This is a genomic window from Synechococcus sp. BDU 130192, assembly GCF_963876085.1.
Classification (GTDB): domain Bacteria; phylum Cyanobacteriota; class Cyanobacteriia; order Cyanobacteriales; family MRBY01; genus MRBY01.
On sequence record NZ_CAWNNO010000008.1, the window covers coordinates 21,351 to 40,417 of the forward strand.

Below are 19,067 nucleotides of genomic sequence, written 5' to 3' on the forward strand. Positions count from 1 at the left end.
ACTCAATACAATGGGCGGCAATGTGTGTGGAATGTTGGTATGTTTTTTCCCTTCTTTGTTGCCCAAGCGCCGCCCCCAGTCGAAATTGTCCGTCCCCAGGAAGTACGAGTTTTACCAGGGCAGTTAGACCAAATCCCTGTGTTTAATAGCAACAGCCCAGAAAAGGTGTTGGGGGAAGGAATTCTGCTGTCCACATTTCCCGCCACTGGCAAAACCCATCCAAATGCCCACCTAGATTTTCCTTTTTCAGGCCGCTTTGATCTGTTTGCCCACCACGTCGCCCAGGGTTCCCCGGAGGATCTACGCAGTCTGCACATTGGGGCGATCGCCTATAATCCGAGCGATCAACCCGTTACCCTTTATTTTCTCAATGGAGCCAGTTATTTAAGTCAACCGGATGCCCCTTTTATTGCCCTTGATCCCCAAGTGCCGAATCCGAGGGGGACTGTTTACGCCGGGCCGGGCAGTCGGGTAATGGATAATTTGCTGCGTCGTCGTCTCCAAGAACAGTTCCCGAAGCAGTTGACCATCGCCCCCCAGAGTTACCAGATGATTTTTGATCTACCGATTCCGGTGCGGGAATTGGAACCGCCCCTCAATGGCCGCTCGACCTACCTGGAGCTAACCAGCACTGGCCCCGTGTATGTGGCGAGTTTAGCCCTCTTTGAAAAACCCGATGGTCAAGGTGATTTCCGGCCTCCCACCCTGGCAGAATGGCAAGCGCTCTTAGAAACCGGGGAACTTTCTAGCCCCCGCGATCGCCCTCCCTCCGTTCCCGGTGCCCCAGGGGGACTAATCTATGGTCGGGTGGCTGGTGTTTCTGAAGGCAGCACTTGGAAAACCCAAATTTATGACAGTCCCACCTGGGATCTCACGATTCCTGCCCCAGGGGAAGCTTTTTCCTACGGCATTAGCAGCCTCGTCGGCGGCACCCATGGCACGGGCCAAATCCAAACGGCAGAAATGTTGCGCCGCTATCCTGATACCGCCTATGCCGCCCACGGCAACTATGGGGTGCTCTACGATTTGACCCTGCCCCTCCACAATCCCACCGAGGCAACCCAAACCGTGGCGATCGCCCTTGAAACACCCATCAAACAAGATGCCACCGACGAGGCTTTGCGATTTTTTGATCCCCTGCCGACGGCGACCTTTTTCCGGGGGCCAGTGCGGGTCAACTACAAAGATGATACGGGCCGTTTGCGTACCGATTATTTCCACCTTGTGCAAAAGCGTGGTCAAGTCGGGGAACCCCTCGTCACCTTGGAAATGCCCCCAGGCGATCGCCGTTTAGTGAATATCCAACTGCGCTATCCCCCCGATGCGACGCCGCCCCAAGTTTTAACCGTCAAAACCCGGTGAGTCGGCATTTTTTCTCAGCTCAGAGTAGAGAAACCGTAAAGTATCGATACCATTCACCATTTTCAAAGAAGTCACGAAATGGCATGAGTCCGGCCTTTTGATAGGCTTTCATCGCCCGCCCATTGGCGATCGCTCCTGCTAGTCCGACAAGGGTTACTCCCTGATTTTTTAGTTGCTCAAATAAACATCGTAAGGCTTGGGGAGCAATCCCTTTACCGAGGGCTTCGGCTTCCCCTAACATGATGTCCACATCAATGAGATCCTTCGGGAGATCAGCAAGACCCGCTGCTTGTAACTCTTCCTGTGAGGGGGTTTGCCAGCAAAGAAAACCAACTGGTTGACCCGCTGCGGTAATCATTGCCTGATGATTTGGGTCATGCTGCTGTAACTCTAAAAGAATCTCACCCGGATCGCCCCACCACCGTGCAACATGGGGGGCTTCGATCCACTTGTGAATGAGTGACCAGTGGCGATCGCCATCAAAGGGCAGCAGTTGAACATGCATCACTTTTATCGGTGAGTCCGTAAGACAATCCAGAGAAACAATTAGACCGCAGCCTCTTCTTTCACCAGTTTATCCCAGCCCAAATCCTTGAGGTTTGTATTACGGCGTAGGGGGCGCGTGACTAGTTCGAGAATATCCCGCGCATTGGTAAAGCCGTGAATCTGGGCAAAGGTAAATTCCACTGACCATTTCGTATTGATCCCCCGCGCTTCCAAGGGATTCGCATGGGCCATTCCCGTAATCACTAAATCCGGTTGCAGGGCGTTAATCCGTTGAATTTGGTTGTAATTGTCGGGTTTTTCGACAATTTTGGGGATCGGCGTTCCCATTTCTTGGCAGGTGCGGGCGAGGAAATCCAGTTCTGCTTTTTGGTAACGCTTGTCCATGTAGGGAATGCCAATTTCAGCGACGGTCATGCCACAGCGGATCAGGAATCGGGCGAGGGAAATTTCGAGTAAGTTGTCCCCCATAAAAAAGACTGATTTACCGCGAATGAGTTGTAGATAGTCTTCTAAACTCTTCCAGATTTGTGCTTCCCGTTCTGCCAAGCCCTGGGGTTCGATGTCCAGCACGGAGCAGATTTTTTCAACCCAGGCTCTGGTGCCATCGGGGCCAATGGGGAAAGGAGCACCAACGAGCTTACATTTGCGGCGACGCATCAGGGTAGTGGCAGTGCGGCTGAGAAATGGATTCACTCCCGCCACGTAATAGCCTTCTTGCACAACGGGTAATTCTGTATAGAGCTTGGTGGGGAGCCAACCAGAGACTTTAACGCCCTGTTTCTTCAGTTCGTGTTCTAGGTTTGCCGCCACGGGATCGGGTAAAGAGCCAAACAAAATTAAGGGATGATGCTCTTTTTGTTCTGTGGCCACAGGGGGCGCGTCTTCTTTTTTCTTGAGGCCCAAATTTAAAAGTTTTTGGAAGCGAGTGGCGGCAGCGGCATCTTCTTCTTTTTCTTTTGCTGGGGCCGGGGGTTCGCTGGGACAACGATTCGCCATTGCTGCGAGGACAGTATCTTCGCCTTGGGTGAAAGCATAATCTAGGCCATTGGCACGGGCGACCACGATGGGAATGCCGATTTCTTCTTCGAGGCGCGGCGAAAAGCCTTCGAGATCCATTTTGATAATCTCGGTAGTGCAGGTACCGATAAAGACAATCACGCTGGGATTGCGATCGCGCTTGATTTGTAGACAGAGCCGTTTGAGTTCGTCGTAATCGTTGAGTTGGGCAGAAATATCACCCTCTTCGAGTTCGGCCATGGCGTAGCGGGGTTCGGCGAAGATCATCACGCCCATGGCATTTTGTAAGAAATAGCCGCAGGTTTTGGTGCCGATGACTAGGAAAAAGCTATCTTCAATTTTCTGATAAAGCCAAGCGACACAACTGATCGGACAAAAGGTGTGGTAATTGCCTGTTTCGCAATCAAAGGTTAAGTTCGGGGTTTCTTGAGCAACGGTCATAAAAATTTTCCTAAATAGATTTGCAAACAGTTTTGGCAATGGTGAATTAGAAATGGGGTGACACGATTGTTGCTCAGGGGATGCCCCCCAAAGAAATGAAGGGCAAACGGTGAGAAATTATTCGGTGGGTAAAACGGTTGGGCTTGGGGGCGTAATCATTGGCTTTGCCGCCGCTCCTTTTTCCTCTAGGTTTCGGAGTTCCAAGAGTGGGTCAAAGTTTAGCCCTAAAACATCAACAATCGTGTCAAAATTCGCTTCAACTAAAGAAAATAGATAAAGACTTTCGGCGAGGCGGGGTTCCTTGGCGCTGATGGCACCGAGAATCACGGAACCTTGGGGGCGGCGGCCACCGTCGGGGGTCGCCACAGATTCGCCGCGATCCATCAGGATATTTAGCCAGTCTTGGTTATTTTCAAAGTAATCTAGCCATTTGGTTTTGATGCTGGGTTTAATTTGCTCGAAAAAGCTCACAATATTTACTCTCCTCGTAAATCCACTGCAAGGGTTGTTTGACATTGGCGATCGCCTTTTTTGATCATTAGTGCCGTTTAGGGCGATCGCCTCTATTTTGAAGCAAAATTTAACCCATGAGGACGATCAAAGTGAGCGATTGTCGGATCAGCGATTTCGAGACCAAGCCCAGCATCCTCTGGCCTAGACCATCATCAGATCCAGCTCATCCTCCTGGGTCTTTTCGACGGGCGGATTGAGATAATAATCCGAAAGCAAACTAAACAATTCCCGATCCGAAGCTTCGCTGGGCACAACCCCCTCTGGAGCCGCTAAGACTTGATCCGCAATATTGAGATAAAAATCACAGACATAATCCAACATCGAGTCCCCTTCTGCCATCTCAAAGAGGGTCTTTCCCTTCACCCGCGACACCCGGATATCTTCGATCAGGGGCAATACTTCCAGCACGGGCATCGGCACATGGCTTACATATTTTTCGATCAAATCCCGCTTCGAGGTGCGGTTCCCAATCAAGCCAGCCAGCCGGAGGGGGTGCGTCCGCGCTTTTTCTCGCACAGAAGCCGCAATGCGATTCGCCGCAAACAATGCATCAAAGCCATTGTCCGTCACGATCAAACAGTAGTCTGCATAATTGAGTGGTGCCGCAAAGCCCCCACAGACCACGTCTCCCAACACATCGAACAAAATTACATCGTATTCATCGAAGGCATTGAGTTCTTTGAGGAGTTTGACCGTTTCCCCGACCACGTAACCACCGCAGCCTGCCCCAGCCGGCGGCCCGCCTGCTTCCACGCAATCGACGCCGCCATAGCCTTTGTAAATTACATCCTCTGGCCAAATGTCCTCGTAGTGAAAATCCTTTTCCTGGAGAGTGTCGATGATCGTCGGGATCAAAAAGCCTGTCAAGGTAAAGGTGCTGTCATGCTTGGGGTCACAGCCAATTTGGAGAACCTTTTTACCGCGTTTGGCGAGGGCGACGGAAATATTACAACTGGTGGTAGATTTGCCGATGCCACCTTTGCCGTAAACCGCGAGGGTCATTGTCATGGGATTGCGTGCTCCTAAAAAATTCCGTTAGCTGCATTATTGGCAATCCTTGGGTGAATGGAAAGGTGCGACTGTTTGGGATTTGGCGTTTAAACAGATCCAAAGAGACTTAGGATTTTTATAAAACCTTTAAAAGCTTAAAAATCACTCAAAACTGCAATAAAAACTTTTTAGATACTATTTATGTCTTTGATTTATATAAATAAAGACAATAAACAAAAAATGGATTTACAAATAAATCTGAGTATAAATGCGGGTTCTGTCCAAAAAGGCGATCGCCAAATTTGATGCCCCTACACAATCCCCGCAGTAGGTGAATCGCCTTCCATGGAGGAAAACCAGCTTCTGTCTTTTGTAAAATCTGAGATTCAAAACAATGTTTGTGGCAACGATCCTTCTGGACTACCCCAGGCATTTGCTAACGAAACGTAAATTTTTCGCTGTTTGATACAAAACGCAACCTTGCTGAAGATTAGGCAATAAAAAAGACGACCACCTCACAGGGCAGAACGTCTATCTCACTGGACGGCGATCGCCTCACACAAACGTCGTAGAGTACTAAGTTGCCGTCATGTTGAAACGTGGAAAAGGCCAAAAAAAATTTAGGCGATGCGCTGTACTGATTTCAGGGCAAATCCCCGTTGTTTTAATTGGCTACTGAGGGCAATTTCATTTTCGACGCGATCGACGAACATCACCCCATCAAGATGGTCAATTTCATGCTGAATCACCCGGGACAACAGCCCAGAAGCTTTAATTCTTTTGGGTTTACCCTGCTCATCCCGATAGCTCACTTCAATTTCATCCGGGCGGATCACCCCAAGGTAAACCCCTGGAATGCTCAGGCAACCCTCTTCCATAGAACAAAGCTGTTTACCTGTTTTTTTAATTTCGGGGTTGATTAAAACCAGTGGTGCATTGGCAGGATTTTCTGGATCGGTATCAATGACGATTAAACGCTTATTAACACCAACTTGGGGCGCAGCCAGACCGATTCCCTGGGAAGAATACATGGTTTGCAGCATTTCCTTCGCCAGGGTGCGGATTTCGTCATCCACTTTGGCGATGCGTTTTGCTTTTTGGCGTAGCACTTTGTCGCCGAGGTAATGGAGTTCTAAGGGAGGAGTATCTTGCTTTCCTTTTTCGACAGATATACCAACAGTCATAAATTTTCTAAAGTTTTAGGGTAACGACAATTTTTCTTGATATCATGTGCTTCCATTTTAACAAGGATTCCTATGGCTTCCTGTAATTGGCGGATTGCGGAGTTACCCGGTCTGAGCAAAGAACAACAGACCCAACTCGCCGCCCAAGGGATTCGCACCACCCATCAGCTTTTGTTAGCTACTCGCACACCCCAGGCAAAACAACAGTTAGCCCGTCGCCTCAAAATTCATCCCAATTACGTTTTGAAATGGGTGGCCCTGGCGGATCTGGCGAGAGTACCGAGTATTGGCACACAATATTGCGGCCTAGTATTGCACAGTGGCGTGGCATCGGTAAATCAGCTTGCCCAAACATCCTTTTCGCGACTCCACCAAAATATTATGAAGTTACAGGTGGCAAATCTCCAGCGCAAGGATTTGGCGCCGCCCCTGGGGTTGGTCAAGCAATGGGTGACAGAAGCACGACAGTTCCTTTAGACATTGGACTAGGGCTTTGCTTTGGGAGGAAAAACACTGCAACCCAGAATCATTAAGCCTTGTGTGTTCTTAATCGGGTTTTAAAATTGCACCTCTTAAGATCGAAGTGGTGAGATTGATTTGGGCATAAATGATGCAGCCACCCCAAACACAAAGTTTTGGCGATTGGGCACATAAGGCGATCGCCAAGCATTACAAAAAAATCCTCAGCCACGAAGCGGGGGTTTTAGCCGACCATGATCCGGAAGAATTGCACCAAATGCGGGTGGGGATGCGGCGGTTGCGGAGTGTGTTGTTGGGGTTTGCCCCTGCCCTGGTTTTACCAGAAGCTCTGACCCCGAAACAGGTGGGCCGTTATGGTCGGGTTCTGGGGAAGTTGCGGGATGTGGATGTGATGACCCTGACTTTTCGGGAGCGATATCTGCCCCAACTGCCGACCGTTGAAGTCACAATTCTCGAAATTGCCCTCAAAAAATTAGCCAAACGTCGTCAAAAACAACTGACTAAGGTGCGGAAATTTCTCAACTCAGCCCGTTATGGGGAATTCAAGGGGGCGACCCAGGCTTGGTTAGATCAACCCCAATATCAGGCGATCGCCTCGGTGGATATTCAACTGATCTTGCCGGATTTACTCTTGCCCCAACTCAGCGAACTGTTGCTCCATCCCGGTTGGTGGGTCGGTTACAGTCCGAAGAAGCTTTCCAAAAAACAATTAGAAACGCTTTTTGCAACCGACAGCCCAATTCTCCATGACCTCCGCAAGGCCGCCAAGCGATCGCGTTATACCATGGAAATTTTTGCGCCTTTTTATGGCGAAGATTATGCCGATCAGCTCCAGGCGATTAAGAAAGTCCAAACCCTCATCGGTTTGCTCCAGGATGATGCAGTGCTGCAAGCATTTCTAGAAAAAGCCCTCGGTAAAACGTTCGATCAGGAGTTACCTACCCTCTGTGAGATTTTCCACGATAATCGCCACCAGACTTGGCACCAGTGGACGAAACTCCAGCACCAATTTCTCGATGCCGAATACCGCTATCAACTACACCAAACCCTCTGCCAACCGCAGCCTAGGCCACCCGTCGCTCAAAAATCAACGTCGAACTAACCCATTCGCCCCGGTCATTGTAATTGCGCATGATCCGTTGTCGTTCGTTGTCGCTGACGAGCCAACCTGCTTCGACGAAAAAAGCTTGCCGCTGGGCCAATTGGGGCGGCACATTCATCGAAGCCCCATCGGGTAATAGCACCAAATTGCGGGGCGTACTGCCTTCCGTGAAGCGGATTGTGTTGCCTTGGATCTGTCCTTTAGAGGCGATGGTTTGGTGTTCTAATTCGAGGGTCTGGTGGAGATAATCGCCTTCTTTGCTGAGGGTTAAGCGGCTCTGGTGCACCTTGGGGGGATCAAGGTCGGGGGTGTAAACGTGGTATTCCGCTTCCCAGGTACCCAAAAGTTGTTCCACAGTCAGTGGTGGTCGTTCCTGGGCATTGCTTCCTTCGCGAAATTCTCGGATAAAGACCAATTTATTGAAGGTAAAGGCATCGCCATACATTTGCACCATCCGCATCCGGCGATCGCCTTTGATAAATCCATATTCGGCGATAAACGATGAGATGGACGAGAGACACATGGAACCTTTCGAGAAAGAGCCCGTATCGAAAAACATCGTGTGCCGCCCCAATCCGGTAAACTCCTGGGACATATTGCTGGTGGGTTCGCTGTCATAGCCGCCATTTTCAAAGCGCCGCAGGGTAAACAGCACCTTATCCCGGTTCCCGTCGATGAGTGATAGGGTCAAAATAGAGGGGACTTCCGTGGTGATCTCGCCATCTAGATTGACCCCCGCAAAGGAACCGCGCCAGTTCCCCAGATTTTTTAGAAAATTTTCCCACTGACTGGCCATCGTTATGTTTCCCTGACTAAACTGCACGGTCTTCTATTGTGCCGGAGAAAGAAAAGGGAAAGCAACTCCATCATGGATCCATGCGGGAAGGTCAAGGTTAACAATGCTTCAGCATGGCTCTAATTCCTTCACCTAATGTAAGACATTATCCCCTTGATTTAATTACTTTTAGTTGCACCTTAGCTAAAAAATATTTGACTAAAAAACAATAATAAAATCACAAAAAATAGTCTTTACAAAATCTAAAATTAAACTTTGCTTAGTTTTTTTTTAACTCAATCAATTCTCTTTCCATTGTATCGTTGGGGTCGTGGTATTAATCAGATAAATATTAGGTAATGAACTTAAATAGTGGTGTGAAAAGCTTAGTGGCATCAATGGTGAAGCCCAAGCTACAAACTGGTTTCAAGTTAGCTCTCTTATCAACTCTTGCCGGCCTTCCATTGGGCACGCTAATCTTTCCGCCCCAAGCGATCGCCCAAAACGCAACTATTCGAGGTGAAGTTGTTTTCACATTAACGGATCTCGCCGGCGCAGAAATGCTCGCTGTCACAAAAGATGGTCGCCACGCCCTTGTGGTCGGCGCAAAAACAGCGACCTTAGTGGCGATCGAAGATAATGCCTTAACCGTCGAAGGGACTTGGACCCTAACGGATGAATTTTTGCCCGCAGGTTCTGCGGACGCCGAACTCACTGGAGTTTCCATTAGCCCAGACGGGGCCTTCGCACTCATCGGGGTCAAAGACGCAGATGACGCAAATCTGGATACCTTTGACGAAATGCCAGGCAAGGTCGTGGCCCTCTCTCTCCCCGATCTAGAACCCCTTGGGCACGTAACTGTAGGTCGCGGCCCAGACTCCGTGGCGATCGCCCCGAACGGTCAGTTTGCTGCCGTCGCCAATGAAGATGAAGAAAACGAAGAAGATCTGACGAACCTAGAAAATGGTGCTGGAACCGTTTCGATCATTGATCTCCGACGTGGCCCCAATCGCATGACCCAGGTCGAGGTGCCCATTCCCCCCGACAATATTCCCTTTTTCCCCCACGACCCACAGCCTGAGACAGTTCGCATCGCGGCTGATAGCTCTTTTATTGTCGCCACACTGCAAGAAAATAATGCTGTCGCTCGCATTGAAATTCCCTCTCCTTTGCCCAGACGTCTAACCCCTGATATCTTTTCGGTGCAAAACTTTGATGTCGGCATTCGTACGGGTTTCGGTTTAGTTCAAGATAAAGTTGGAGAAGGAAGCTGTCGTTCTGGCAGCTATGACCTATCCCTCAGACAAGAATTCACCTCTGCCCGTGAACCCGATGGCATTGCCATTACCCCAGATGGTCGCTACTTTGTCACCGCCGATGAAGATAATTTGACCAATGTCAATAACCAGTCCTACGAAGGAATTCTCTTAAGTCCCCATGGTACCCGCAGTATTAGTGTCTTTGACGCAACCACGGGTGAACTTTTGGGAGATAGCGGCAATTCCATCGAAGAAAGCATCATTGCCCTCGGCTTGCCCCAGCGCTGTAACAGCAAAGGCCCGGAACCTGAGGTTGTTTCTGTTGGTGTTGTAAATGGCCGTACCCTGGCATTCGTAGCGATCGAGCGTTCAGATGCGATCACAATCCATGACATTTCCAACCCTAGAAATGTTCAGCTACTCGATACTGTCGTTCTCAACCCTGATGTTGTTCGGGCCGATCAAGAGGCTGGGTTTGAGCCAGAAGGGATTGAATTTATTCCTGCAACGAATCAAGTGATTGTCTCCAACCCAGAAGGCAACGCCATGAGCTTGGTAAACATCAATGTGATGCCACGCTAGGCTTTTTCTTGCGTTGAGTTTAAACAAATAAATAGTTAGAAACTCAAAACCCTGTGTTAGAGGCTTAGAAGCTAACACAGGGTTTGTTGATGAAGATGAATTTCAAAGGCGTTTAAATAAAAGTCAAACGTTCATCTTTCACATCGACTGTAATGGCACTGCCTGCTTTAAATTCACCCTTGAGAATCCCTTTGGCGATCGCCGTTTCGACATATTTCTGGACGGCCCGCTTGAGGGGTCTCGCACCATAGACCGGGTTATAGCCCACCTCGGCAATGAAATCATAGGCTTCTGGGGTGAGTTGAATGCTGATCTTTTGTTCGGCGAGGCGTTCAGCGAGGCGATTCACCTGAAGTTGAACAATGGAGCGCAGTTGATCCTTTTGTAGACCATGGAAAATAATCAGTTCATCGATGCGGTTGAGAAATTCCGGCCGGAAGTTCGCATTCATCGCCTCCATTACCCGATTGCGCATTTCCTCATAACGGGCATCATCGCCGGCAATATCGAGGATAAATTGGGAACCGATATTACTGGTCATGATGATCACCGTGTTTTTAAAGTCCACTGTCCGCCCCTGGGAATCCGTCAAACGGCCATCATCCAGGATTTGCAGCATCACATTAAACACATCGGCATGGGCCTTTTCAATTTCATCAAAGAGAATCACCGAGTAGGGACGGCGGCGAATTGCTTCCGTTAACTGGCCCCCTTCTTCATAGCCCACATACCCTGGAGGCGCTCCCATTAAACGGGAAACGGCGTGTTTCTCCATGTATTCGGACATATCGATCCGCACCAGGGCTTCTTCGGTATCAAAGAGAAATTGGGCGAGGGCTTTGGCAAGTTCTGTTTTCCCGACCCCCGTCGGCCCCAGGAAAATAAAGCTAGCCGTGGGACGGTTGGGATCGGCAAGTCCGGCACGCGATCGCTGGATCGCTTCGGCAACGGCGGTAACGGCTTCTTCTTGGCCGACAACCCGACGGTGGAGTTCTGCTTCGAGGTGGAGCAGCTTTTCTTTTTCCGATTCGATTAATTTACTAATCGGGATACCTGTCCATTTCGAGATAATTTCGGCGATATCCGACTCGATTACTTCTTCGCGCAACAGAGATTCTCCGGTCACCTGTTGGGCCGCAAGATTGCTCTCGATATCTTTGATTTTCTGTTGCAGTTCCGTCAACTTCCCGTAGCGCAACTCCGCCGCCTTATTGAGGTCATAATTGCGTTCGGCCTGTTGAATTTCTAAGTTAGTTTTATCGATTTCCTCCTTGAGAAAGCGAATTTTGTCGATAAATTCTTTTTCCGATTGCCACTGGGCGTTGAGTTGGGACTGCTCTTCCTTGAAATTAGCCAGTTCTTTTTCCAGCTTGGCGAGCCGCTCAAGGGAAACTTCATCTTTTTCCTTTTGGATGGAGAGTTTTTCCATTTCCAACTGGAGAATTTTCCGGTCAATTTCATCCAGTTCTTCTGGCTTGGAGGTGATCTCCATCTTTAACTTAGCGGCGGCTTCGTCCACCAGATCAATCGCCTTATCCGGTAAAAAGCGATCGCTAATGTAACGGTTGGAGAGCATCGCGGCAGCAACGAGGGCTGTATCAGCAATTTTGACCCCGTGGTGCACTTCGTAGCGTTCCTTCAGACCCCGCAGAATCGAGATGGTATCCACCACATTGGGTTCGTTGACCATCACCGACTGGAAGCGCCGTTCCAAGGCCGCATCTTTTTCGATGTATTTACGGTATTCATCGAGGGTCGTCGCGCCAATACAGCGCAGTTCACCCCGGGCGAGCATGGGTTTAAGCAGGTTCCCGGCATCCATTGCCCCCTGGGTCGCCCCAGCACCGACAACGGTGTGGATTTCGTCGATAAAGAGAATAATTTGCCCTTCGGAGTCGGTGACTTCCTTTAAGACTGCTTTGAGGCGTTCTTCAAATTCGCCGCGATATTTTGCCCCAGCAATGAGTGACCCCATATCCAAGGCGATCAGGGTGCGATCCTTTAGGGATTCGGGGACATCGCGGTTAACGATCCGCTGGGCTAATCCTTCGGCGATCGCCGTTTTCCCCACCCCCGGTTCCCCGATTAAAACCGGATTATTTTTCGTGCGGCGGGAGAGAATTTGAATCGTGCGGCGAATTTCATCATCGCGACCAATGACCGGGTCTAGTTTGCCGTTGCGGGCGAGACTCGTTAAATCACGGCCATATTTTTCTAAGGATTCGTATTTCCCTTCCGGGTTTTGGTCGGTCACCTTTTGATTACCTCGAATTTGCGTAATGATCGTCTTTAATTTATTTTCTGTGAGGTCAAATTCTTTGTAGAGATTTTTGCCAAAACGGTCATCTTTGGCATAGCTCAAGATTAAATGTTCAACGGAAATAAAGTCATCCCCAAAGGATTTTCGGTGTTGATCGGCGCGGTCTAAAAGGAGGTCTAAACTCCGCCCTAAATAAACCGATTCGCTCGGTTGGGATATTTTCGGTTGCTGAGCAATAAAGGTTGCGGTGCGGTCTCGCAATTTGGCGAGGGGAATCTCCGCTTTGGTAAAAATACTTTTCGCGAGGCCGTCTTGCTCTAGCAGTGCCTGTAGCAGATGTTCAGATTCGATCTGCTGCTGCTGATTTTGTTTGGCAAGATCCGGCGTTTGGGCGATCGCCTGCCAGGCTTTTTCGGTAAATTGATTTGGGTTAGTGGGTTGCATAGGACAGAACAATAAATATTAAGATAAAGTCCCATCGCTTCTCCGAAAAGAAACCCTAGAACTTACCCATTTATTGTATTTTTGTCTGGAGAATTTGACAGTAGGGGAATCCGTCTCGAAAAGTTCAGGTTCCCCATGGCCAAAAAGTGTTTTTAAAAAAATAGCCCGCCGAATTTTTTTCAGCATCAACGCCCAGGATAAAATCTAAGCATTGAGGGCCGCCAAGAGTTTTTCGCCCATGCTTTTGCAACCCAGGAGAGTCATGCCCTCGGACATAATATCGCCGGTGCGGAAGCCTTGATCGAGTACCGTTTGTACCGCTTGTTCGATTTTGGCTGCTGCTTCTGGTTGGTCAAAAGAATAGCGCAACATCATCGCCGCACTGAGCACCATCGCCAAGGGATTCGCCTTATCCTGGCCAGCAATATCTGGCGCAGACCCATGGACTGGCTCGTAAACCCCAGGGCCATCCGCCCCCAAACTAGCCGAGGGCAACATCCCGATACTCCCCGTAAGCATGGCGGCCGCATCAGAAAGAATGTCCCCAAATAAATTCCCCGTGACGATGGTGTCAAACTGCTTGGGGGCGCGGATGAGCTGCATGGCGGCATTATCTACATAGAGATGGGACAGTTCCACATCGGGATAATTTTCGGCCATTAGATTCAGGCGATCGCGCCATAGTTGCGACACATCCAGAACATTCGCCTTATCCACAGAACAGAGACGTTTACCCCGTTTTTGGGCAATTTCAAAGGCGACTTTCGCAATGCGATCCACTTCCGATTCGTCATAGACCATGGTATTGAAGCCCCGTTTCTCGCCCGTTTCTAAAGTGACACTGCCTTTAGGCTTCCCGAAATAAATACCGCCGGTGAGTTCCCGCACCACCATGATATCGACCCCTTCAACCACGTCCCGCTTCAGGGTAGAGGCATCAATGAGCTGGGGCAAAATCGTGGCCGGACGCAAATTTGCAAACAGACCGAGGCCCGCCCGCAAACCCAATAGACCCGTTTCTGGCCGTTGCGCCCGGGGCAGGTTATCCCACTTGTAGCCACCAATAGCCGCAAACAATACCGCATCGCTGGCTTTACAAGCATCTAGGGTCGCTTGGGGGAGGGGTTCCCCGGTGGCATCAATGGCCGCGCCCCCCATCAAAGCTTCGGTAAAAACAAACTCTAGATCAAATTGTTGGCCAATGGTTTTTAAAACGTCCACTGCCACGGCCAAAATCTCGGGGCCAATGCCATCGCCAGGGAGGAGGGTGATCCGGTATTGCTGGGTCATAGGAGGGTGTTGATCTAGATATTTTTGCAACTGTTTATGATAGCGGGTTTTGGGCGGCCCCAAGGGGCAAATGTTAAACTAGAGACGTTATTTGACCCGGTGTGTCGCCCTGTGAATCGCTCCAATTCTTCCGGTGTTCTCTACCTCTTTATTACTTGCCTCGTCTGCTTTTTGTTGCTCTGGATTTTGCGGGGGTTTGGGGTGCCGCCCTTTACGCTACTGCCGGGGGGCATTATCAATATCATGTTGCTCCTGACGCTCCTTTCTGGGATCCTCTATGGGCTGGAGTGGACAAAGAATTACTAACAAACCATGGCAAGATTAATCGTCGTTGGGGGTGGTGCGGCGGGTTTTTTTGGGGCGATCGCCGCTGCCCGGACGAACCCAAAGTTAGAGGTGATTATCCTCGAAGCGGGTAAAACATTTTTGAGCAAAGTAAAAATCTCTGGGGGCGGCCGCTGTAATGTCACCCACCACTGCTTTGATCCCGTGGAATTAGTCAAGGCCTATCCGAGGGGCCAGCGGGAATTACGGGGTGCCTTCAGTCAGTTTCAACCCCAGGACATGATTGCTTGGCTCAAGGCCGAAGGGGTCAAGCTCAAAACCGAAGTCGACGGACGAATGTTCCCGGTGACAGACGATTCCGAAACGATTATTCGCGCCTTTCTCGCAGCGGCAACTAAGGCAAAGATTCAATGTCGCACCGGGGCTGTTGTACAGAGTATTGTTAAAGAGGAAACCGCACCATTTCAGGTGAATCTCAAGGGAGGCGATCGCCTTTTTGCCGACTACATCTTGTTAGCGACGGGGAGTCATCCTTCCGGGCATCGATTGGCCGCCACCTTGGGTCATAAGATTATTCCGCCGCAACCATCGTTATTTACGTTTCAGATTAATGATCCCCGACTTCAGGGGCTAGCTGGAGTGAGTGTGCCCAAGGCCATTGTGAGTATTAAGCTAGATCCTAAGAAAAAACTCGTGCAAACGGGGCCACTCCTGATCACCCATTGGGGCCTCAGTGGGCCAGCGGTTTTAAAACTCTCGGCTTGGGGGGCGCGCACGTTAGCCGAACACCGCTACACAATGCCCCTCACGGTGAATTGGCTCCCCGACATTAATTCGGAAACCCTCCGTCAAGACATCCAAACTTTTAAGACCCAACATCCCAAAAAGAAAATTACGACCCTCGCCCCAGTGGATATTCCCAAGCGTCTATGGCAAAGTTTGACCCAAGCTGCGGGGATCAGTCCTGATCAAAATTGGGCGGATCTGGCGAAAAAACAACTGAATATCCTCTGCCAAGAATTAACCCAGGGCCAATACAACATCCAAGGGAAAGGCGTTTTCAAAGAAGAATTTGTCACCTGTGGCGGCGTTTCCCTCAAGGAAGTGAACTTCAAAACCCTCGAAAGTCGCCGTTGTCCTGGCCTCTTTTTCGCCGGGGAAGTGCTCGACATCGATGGGATTACGGGGGGCTTCAATTTCCAGAGTGCTTGGACGACCAGTTGGCTCGCGGGTCAGGCGATCGCCCAAAATATTCATTAAGATCGCAACAACCTCATTCCTTTTTAAACCATGGTTCAAGCCGCGCCTCACCCCCAGCACATGACCTTTACCGACCTCGCCCAGGCTGCCATTCAGCTAATCCGAAACCAGGGTTGTGAGTACGGCGAAATTCGTCTTTGTACCTATCGCAAGCAGCGACTCTGGGCCCAGGATCGTTCCCTCAAACGCCTCAGTGATAATGTGAGCGCTGGTTTTGGGGTGCGGGTCCTGTGGCGGGGGGCCTGGGGATTTGCCGCGAGTCACCGGCGGACAACCGCAGAAATTGTGCGCGTTGTGCAATTAGCCATTGATATTGCTAAAGGCAGTCGCCTCAGCCAACGGGAACCAATTCGCTTGGTGCCAGTGCCAGCCTACCGCGATCGCTACGAAACGCCGATTCAAATTGATCCCTTTGCGGTATCCCTCACGGAAAAGACAGACCTCCTCCTCGATTTAACGGATCGGTTCTTAGGCCATGATCCCCAGATTAAAAAAGCCTATGCCTATTTGAGCTTTACCCAAGAAAATAAAATTTTTGCGTCGACGGAAGGGTCGTTAATTGAACAACGGCTCTATCGCAGTGGCGCCGGGATGGGTTGTACGGCGGTGGCCAATGGAGACGCCCAGGGTCGCAAATACGAGCGATCGCCTTTGAACCTCGGCTACGAACACATCGAACCGGAAACCCTCCGGAACAATGTCGCGCGCGTCGCCCAGGAAGCTATTGAGAAAGTCCACGCCCCCGAAGCCCCCAGCGGTGAAACCACCTTGATCCTCAAGCCGAGTCATCTCTGGTTGCCGATCCATGAATCTGTCGGTCATCCCACGGAGTTAGACCGGGTCTATGGCTATGAGGCAAATTTTGCCGGGACGAGCTTCGCCACAACAAATCATCTCAATCAACTGCAATACGCAGCCCCCTGGGTGAATTTCAAGGCCGACCGCACCCAACCCGGTGGCCGCAGCACCGCTGGCTATGATGACGAAGGGGTCAAGGCCCAGGAATGGTACGTAGTTAAAGATGGCATTTTGACGGATTATCTCACTGACCGAGAAACCGCCCACCGCCTCGGCCGCCCGGAGAGTAATGGCTGTGCCTTCGCTGATAGTTGGGCCAGTGTCCCCATGGTGCGGATTCCGAATTTGGGCCTCGAACCAGGGGAACCAGGGGGCGATCGCACGGCAACCCTCGCGGCAATGATCGCCGATACCAAAGATGGTTATCTCATCGACGGGGATGATACTTTTTCCATTGACCAACAACGGCGGAATTTCCAGTTTGGCGGCAATGGCGTCTGGCGGATTAAAAATGGCCAGCTTCAAGGCATGGTCAAAAATCTTACCTACCAGAGCATGACCACAGAATTTTGGAATAAAGTCGAGGCGATCGCCCCGGCCTCAGAATTAGAACAGCGCGGCACCGATATGTGCGGCAAAGGCGAACCGATGCAGATTGCCCAAATGACCCACGCCTGCGTCCCCATCCGGGTGGGGAACATCACCATTGGTCGTTAAGCCGACGAAATTACACCAGATGTCGTGGGTAAACGATCAAGGTCAGCCCACGCTTTGGCTTACTTTTGTCAAGGAATTTCGACATCCGCCTTTGATTTTAAGTATTTATGCGGGGAAACAACACCTGCTAAGATTTGTAAAATATGACTTGCAATTTTCCTGGCTTTTTAAAAACCAGCACTCCATAATCTATGGCTGAAAGGGTGCAAAAAATTCTCGCCCGTTGGGGCATTGCGTCACGGCGGGGCGCAGAAAAACTCATTCTCGCTGGACGGGTGACCCTCAATGGCAAACCCGTTCAATTGGGTGATCAAGCCGATCCAGAAGGCGATCGCCTCTGTGTTGACGGTAAACCCCTCAAGGCGACCGAACGCCCGCGACATTACTATTACCTGATCCACAAACCCAAGGGAGTCGTTTCCACCTGCGCTGATCCCAAGGGACGATCGACGGTTTTAGATTTGCTGCCCCCACCGCTCCGACAGGGAAAGGGGATCCATCCCATCGGCCGCCTCGATGCCCAATCCACAGGGGCGTTGCTGCTGACCAATGACGGTAATTTTACCCTGGCCTTGACCCACCCCCGCTACCACATTCCCAAAACCTATCGCGTTTGGCTCAAGGGAAAAGTACCAGAGCATGTCCTCGACCAGTGGCGTCAGGGGGTAATGTTGGGCGATCGCCGTACCTTGCCCACCCAAATTCACCTCAAAACCATTACCCAAGATAAAACCTGTATTGATATCATGCTTACCGAAGGGCGCAACCGCCAGATCCGTCGGGTCGCTGAACAGCTCGGTTTTCCTGTGGTAAAACTCCATCGTCTCGCCATTGGTAACCTACACCTGGGCGATCTGCAACGGGGTCAAGCCCGTCCCCTAACGAAAGCGGAGATCAAACAGCTCCGATCCCAATATAATTCTAATTTCCCATTCCATTCATCCGCCCCAGTCCGGGAGTACCAAGCATGAAGGAGACAGCGATCCATTCCCCCATCCCCCAGCAAGAATACCTCGCCCAAATTGGTGTCCAGTTGCAGCAACAACGCCTCGCCAAAGACTGGTCCCTCGCCTTTGTGTCCCGTAAAACGAACATTCGTCGGGCACTCCTTGAAAATATTGAAGCGGGTCGCCTAGAGCAACTCCCAGAACCAGTTTATCTCCAAGGTCTCCTGCGCTGCTATGCGGAATGTCTTGGCCTCGATGGCACGGCGATCGCCCAGGAATTTCCCCAAGCCGAAACCCAGAACCGTTGGCATATTCCCCGCTGGAGCCAATTTATTTACCATTTCCAGTTGCGGCCGAGTCATCTGTACCTTGCCTATTTGTTGATCATTGTTGCCACGGTGCAATCCCTGGGCAACATCGTCCGTAACCAAAACCCCAGTCTGACGCCCCAACTTGATCCAGCCCTCCTGGAGAGCACAACCCCAGCCCGCCAGGAACGTAACACAGCCCAGACCACAGCACTATCCCCGTCAGTCACCGCCCCGATCGACTCCAACAACAATGGGGCAGATGTACCAGAGTCCGTGGTGGTGGATATTCGCGCCCAGGAAATGGCCTGGATGCGCGTCGAAATCGATGGTCAAACGGCCTTTGAAGGCACCCTCGCCAAGGGCACCCAGAAACAATGGATCGCCGATGAAAGTGTGCGCGTCCGTTCCGGCAATGCGGGGGCCGTTTACATCACCATCAACAACCAGCAGCCCCACCGTCTAGGGGAACCCGGTGCCGTCGAAGAATTTACTTACCAGGCTAAAGCAGACAACAACAAACCCAAAACCCAAGCGTCTTCCTAG

18 protein-coding genes are annotated in these 19,067 nt (G+C 50.6%); 9 read left to right on the forward strand and 9 right to left on the reverse strand.

The features are described from left to right. The first annotated feature begins 39 nt into the window (after positions 1 to 39). Positions 40 to 1,362: a DUF3370 domain-containing protein gene (locus AACT35_RS03215; RefSeq protein WP_099238893.1), complete on the forward strand. Its 1,323-nt coding sequence runs from the start codon at positions 40 to 42 to the stop codon at positions 1,360 to 1,362. 19 nt (positions 1,363 to 1,381) lie between these two features. Here AACT35_RS03215 and AACT35_RS03220 read toward each other — a convergent pair whose 3' ends face one another. The 6 genes from AACT35_RS03220 to def all read right to left on the reverse strand — a co-directional run bounded on the left by AACT35_RS03220 (position 1,382) and on the right by def (position 6,014). Further along, positions 1,382 to 1,867, reverse strand: coding sequence for a GNAT family N-acetyltransferase (locus AACT35_RS03220; protein ID WP_099238895.1), 486 nt, complete (start codon positions 1,865 to 1,867; stop codon positions 1,382 to 1,384). A gap of 41 nt (positions 1,868 to 1,908) precedes the next feature. Next, complete coding sequence (locus AACT35_RS03225; protein ID WP_099238897.1) at positions 1,909 to 3,327, reverse strand: ferredoxin:protochlorophyllide reductase (ATP-dependent) subunit N; 1,419 nt, start codon at positions 3,325 to 3,327, stop codon at positions 1,909 to 1,911. 117 nt (positions 3,328 to 3,444) lie between these two features. Beyond that, entirely contained in the window at positions 3,445 to 3,798 is a 354-nt protein-coding gene (locus AACT35_RS03230) for a DUF5331 domain-containing protein (protein ID WP_012307942.1), read from the reverse strand. A 183-nt stretch (positions 3,799 to 3,981) separates the two neighbouring features. Further along, the gene (gene bchL, locus AACT35_RS03235) at positions 3,982 to 4,842 is read right to left on the reverse strand and encodes a ferredoxin:protochlorophyllide reductase (ATP-dependent) iron-sulfur ATP-binding protein (protein ID WP_041443966.1); all 861 of its coding nucleotides are present in this window, start codon (positions 4,840 to 4,842) and stop codon (positions 3,982 to 3,984) included. 478 nt (positions 4,843 to 5,320) lie between these two features. After that, positions 5,321 to 5,443: a hypothetical protein gene (locus AACT35_RS03240; protein WP_256376220.1), complete on the reverse strand. Its 123-nt coding sequence runs from the start codon at positions 5,441 to 5,443 to the stop codon at positions 5,321 to 5,323. Positions 5,444 to 5,450: 7 nt separating this feature from the next. After that, positions 5,451 to 6,014 carry a peptide deformylase gene (def, locus tag AACT35_RS03245; protein WP_099238900.1) on the reverse strand — a complete coding sequence of 188 codons (564 nt, stop codon included), beginning with the start codon at positions 6,012 to 6,014 and terminating at the stop codon, positions 5,451 to 5,453. A 72-nt stretch (positions 6,015 to 6,086) separates the two neighbouring features. Between def and AACT35_RS03250 the strand changes: the two genes are divergently transcribed. Together AACT35_RS03250 and AACT35_RS03255 are read left to right on the forward strand one after the other, a co-directional pair. Then, positions 6,087 to 6,491 (forward strand): DUF4332 domain-containing protein, encoded by a 405-nt coding sequence (locus tag AACT35_RS03250; protein ID WP_030006849.1) that lies wholly within the window; start codon positions 6,087 to 6,089, stop codon positions 6,489 to 6,491. Between the two features lie 130 nt (positions 6,492 to 6,621). Continuing rightward, entirely contained in the window at positions 6,622 to 7,596 is a 975-nt protein-coding gene (locus AACT35_RS03255; RefSeq protein ID WP_099238902.1) for a CHAD domain-containing protein, read from the forward strand. Here AACT35_RS03255 and AACT35_RS03260 read toward each other — a convergent pair. Then, positions 7,559 to 8,392, reverse strand: a complete 834-nt coding sequence (locus AACT35_RS03260) for a DUF3598 family protein (RefSeq protein WP_099238904.1) — start codon at positions 8,390 to 8,392, stop codon at positions 7,559 to 7,561. The two genes, AACT35_RS03255 and AACT35_RS03260, sit on opposite strands and share 38 nt — an antisense overlap. 443 nt (positions 8,393 to 8,835) lie before the next feature. On the opposite strand from AACT35_RS03260, the gene AACT35_RS03265 reads away from it, so the two are divergent. After that, a complete protein-coding gene (locus tag AACT35_RS03265; RefSeq protein ID WP_143596772.1) occupies positions 8,836 to 10,212 on the forward strand; it encodes a choice-of-anchor I domain-containing protein in 1,377 nt (458 codons plus the stop codon). A 112-nt stretch (positions 10,213 to 10,324) separates the two neighbouring features. Here the strand turns inward: AACT35_RS03265 and clpB are convergent, their stop codons facing one another. Beyond that, positions 10,325 to 12,916 (reverse strand): ATP-dependent chaperone ClpB, encoded by a 2,592-nt coding sequence (gene clpB, locus AACT35_RS03270; protein WP_030006853.1) that lies wholly within the window; start codon positions 12,914 to 12,916, stop codon positions 10,325 to 10,327. A 204-nt stretch (positions 12,917 to 13,120) separates the two neighbouring features. Further along, positions 13,121 to 14,206 (reverse strand): 3-isopropylmalate dehydrogenase, encoded by a 1,086-nt coding sequence (leuB, locus tag AACT35_RS03275; protein ID WP_099238908.1) that lies wholly within the window; start codon positions 14,204 to 14,206, stop codon positions 13,121 to 13,123. 36 nt (positions 14,207 to 14,242) lie between these two features. On the opposite strand from leuB, the gene AACT35_RS03280 reads away from it, so the two are divergent. From AACT35_RS03280 to AACT35_RS03300, 5 genes are all read left to right on the forward strand, one after another. Continuing rightward, positions 14,243 to 14,512 carry a hypothetical protein gene (locus AACT35_RS03280; protein WP_198158652.1) on the forward strand — a complete coding sequence of 90 codons (270 nt, stop codon included), beginning with the start codon at positions 14,243 to 14,245 and terminating at the stop codon, positions 14,510 to 14,512. Between the two features lie 6 nt (positions 14,513 to 14,518). Then, positions 14,519 to 15,751 carry an NAD(P)/FAD-dependent oxidoreductase gene (locus tag AACT35_RS03285; RefSeq protein ID WP_099238910.1) on the forward strand — a complete coding sequence of 411 codons (1,233 nt, stop codon included), beginning with the start codon at positions 14,519 to 14,521 and terminating at the stop codon, positions 15,749 to 15,751. A gap of 30 nt (positions 15,752 to 15,781) precedes the next feature. After that, positions 15,782 to 17,266, forward strand: coding sequence for a TldD/PmbA family protein (locus AACT35_RS03290; protein ID WP_099238912.1), 1,485 nt, complete (start codon positions 15,782 to 15,784; stop codon positions 17,264 to 17,266). 191 nt (positions 17,267 to 17,457) lie between these two features. Then, complete coding sequence (locus AACT35_RS03295) at positions 17,458 to 18,237, forward strand: pseudouridine synthase (RefSeq protein WP_012307953.1); 780 nt, start codon at positions 17,458 to 17,460, stop codon at positions 18,235 to 18,237. After that, on the forward strand, positions 18,234 to 19,067 hold the full coding sequence (locus AACT35_RS03300; protein WP_045441842.1) for a helix-turn-helix domain-containing protein: 834 nt from the start codon (positions 18,234 to 18,236) through the stop codon (positions 19,065 to 19,067). The genes AACT35_RS03295 and AACT35_RS03300 overlap by 4 nt, the downstream gene beginning before the upstream one ends.

What these genes read in the sequence shown, in the direction of transcription:
- AACT35_RS03215 (WP_099238893.1), top strand. Translation starts at nt 40, where the DNA reads ATGTTTTTTCCCTTCTTTGTTGCCCAAGCGCCGCCCCCAGTCGAAATT.
- AACT35_RS03220 (WP_099238895.1), bottom strand. Translation starts at nt 1,867, where the DNA reads ATGCATGTTCAACTGCTGCCCTTTGATGGCGATCGCCACTGGTCACTC.
- AACT35_RS03225 (WP_099238897.1), bottom strand. Translation starts at nt 3,327, where the DNA reads ATGACCGTTGCTCAAGAAACCCCGAACTTAACCTTTGATTGCGAAACA.
- bchL (WP_041443966.1), bottom strand. Translation starts at nt 4,842, where the DNA reads ATGACCCTCGCGGTTTACGGCAAAGGTGGCATCGGCAAATCTACCACC.
- def (WP_099238900.1), bottom strand. Translation starts at nt 6,014, where the DNA reads ATGACTGTTGGTATATCTGTCGAAAAAGGAAAGCAAGATACTCCTCCC.
- AACT35_RS03250 (WP_030006849.1), top strand. Translation starts at nt 6,087, where the DNA reads ATGGCTTCCTGTAATTGGCGGATTGCGGAGTTACCCGGTCTGAGCAAA.
- AACT35_RS03255 (WP_099238902.1), top strand. Translation starts at nt 6,622, where the DNA reads ATGATGCAGCCACCCCAAACACAAAGTTTTGGCGATTGGGCACATAAG.
- AACT35_RS03260 (WP_099238904.1), bottom strand. Translation starts at nt 8,392, where the DNA reads ATGGCCAGTCAGTGGGAAAATTTTCTAAAAAATCTGGGGAACTGGCGC.
- clpB (WP_030006853.1), bottom strand. Translation starts at nt 12,916, where the DNA reads ATGCAACCCACTAACCCAAATCAATTTACCGAAAAAGCCTGGCAGGCG.
- leuB (WP_099238908.1), bottom strand. Translation starts at nt 14,206, where the DNA reads ATGACCCAGCAATACCGGATCACCCTCCTCCCTGGCGATGGCATTGGC.
- AACT35_RS03280 (WP_198158652.1), top strand. Translation starts at nt 14,243, where the DNA reads ATGATAGCGGGTTTTGGGCGGCCCCAAGGGGCAAATGTTAAACTAGAG.
- AACT35_RS03285 (WP_099238910.1), top strand. Translation starts at nt 14,519, where the DNA reads ATGGCAAGATTAATCGTCGTTGGGGGTGGTGCGGCGGGTTTTTTTGGG.
- AACT35_RS03290 (WP_099238912.1), top strand. Translation starts at nt 15,782, where the DNA reads ATGGTTCAAGCCGCGCCTCACCCCCAGCACATGACCTTTACCGACCTC.
- AACT35_RS03295 (WP_012307953.1), top strand. Translation starts at nt 17,458, where the DNA reads ATGGCTGAAAGGGTGCAAAAAATTCTCGCCCGTTGGGGCATTGCGTCA.
- AACT35_RS03300 (WP_045441842.1), top strand. Translation starts at nt 18,234, where the DNA reads ATGAAGGAGACAGCGATCCATTCCCCCATCCCCCAGCAAGAATACCTC.